At 61.6% G+C, this 1267-nt stretch carries 1 protein-coding gene; it reads left to right on the top strand.

Going from position 1 to position 1267, the window contains the following annotated elements; genetic code table 11:
* The coding region (locus AC1DBQ_RS23400) for a S8 family peptidase (RefSeq protein WP_476930766.1) at nt 1–1068 on the top strand (1068 nt) is incomplete at its 5' end.
* Between the last annotated feature and the right edge of the window lie 199 nt (nt 1069–1267).

Raw genomic sequence — 1267 nt, forward strand, 5'->3', positions numbered from 1 at the left:
ACCTACAACTACACCGACACCGCCTCAGGAGTCAGCGCCTACGTCATCGACACCGGCATCAATACCGCCCACACCCAGTTCGGGACCAGAGCCAGCGTCGGTTTCGACTCCGTAGGAGACGGCCGCAACGGACAGGACTGCAACGGCCACGGGACGCACGTCTCCGGGACCATCGGAGGATCCACGTACGGCGTGGCGAAGTCGGTGTCGCTGGTGGCAGTCCGGGTACTGGACTGTACAGGTTCCGGGACATTCTCCGCGGTGGTCGCCGGGATTGACTGGGTCACCTACACCCACAACGGACCCTCCGTCGCCAACATGAGTCTTGGCGGCGGTTTCAGCCAGGCAACCAATGACGCCGTCACCCGATCTATCTCAAGCGGAGTCACGTATGCCATAGCAGCCGGCAATAGCAACGACAACGCCTGCAACTATTCTCCGTCCTCCACTCCATCAGCACTGACTGTCGGCGCAACCAGCCTGACTGGCAGCACAGACGTTAGGGCATCCTTCTCCAACTGGGGGACGTGCCTGGACGTATTCGATCCGGGGGTCAACATCACCTCGGMGTGGATCGGAAGCACGACTGCGACCAACACCATTTCGGGAACCTCGATKGCCGCMCCCCACGTGGCCGGATTGGTGGCGCTCTATCTCAAGAGCAACCCATACGCTTCACCCGCAACCGTCATGGGGGTCATCAAGAGCACTGCGGTCATCGGAATCGTCAGCAACCCCAACGGATCACCGAACCGCTTTGCCCGCAAGTGGAACGGCAACCTCACAGCAAACGGGGTCAGCGGCTATCAACCTGATGGTTCCTCGTGGTATCAGGCCGGTGCGGGCTACATCCAAGGCTGGCTCGCCGGGACCGCGGGACGGGACACCGATCTCTACCTCGAACGCTGGAACGGCACCACATGGGTCACCGTCGCCGTGTCAGCGACCCTGACACCACGCGAACGCATCGCCTATCTGGGGACAGGAGCCGCGTACTACCGGTTCCGCATCTACCAATTCACCGGCGGGGCCGGAAGCTACGATCTCTGGAGCAACCACCCCTCCTGACGAGGCGAACGTCGGACAGGGCGCAAGAAAAGAGGCTTAGGTGGTTTGACGGCTCTTCGCGGTTTGTGGGGAATTGATCTCGTGTCGTAGATGACAGAAGGGCCCGTGGCCCTGCTGGGATGAGTGTGTCTAAGCATTCAAACCAGGAACAGGACCACGAGCCTTGACTGAGCCTACCGGGGCGGCGCCTGACGCTGCC

The sequence above is a fragment of the Arthrobacter sp. 10T413_2 genome (assembly GCF_056394205.1).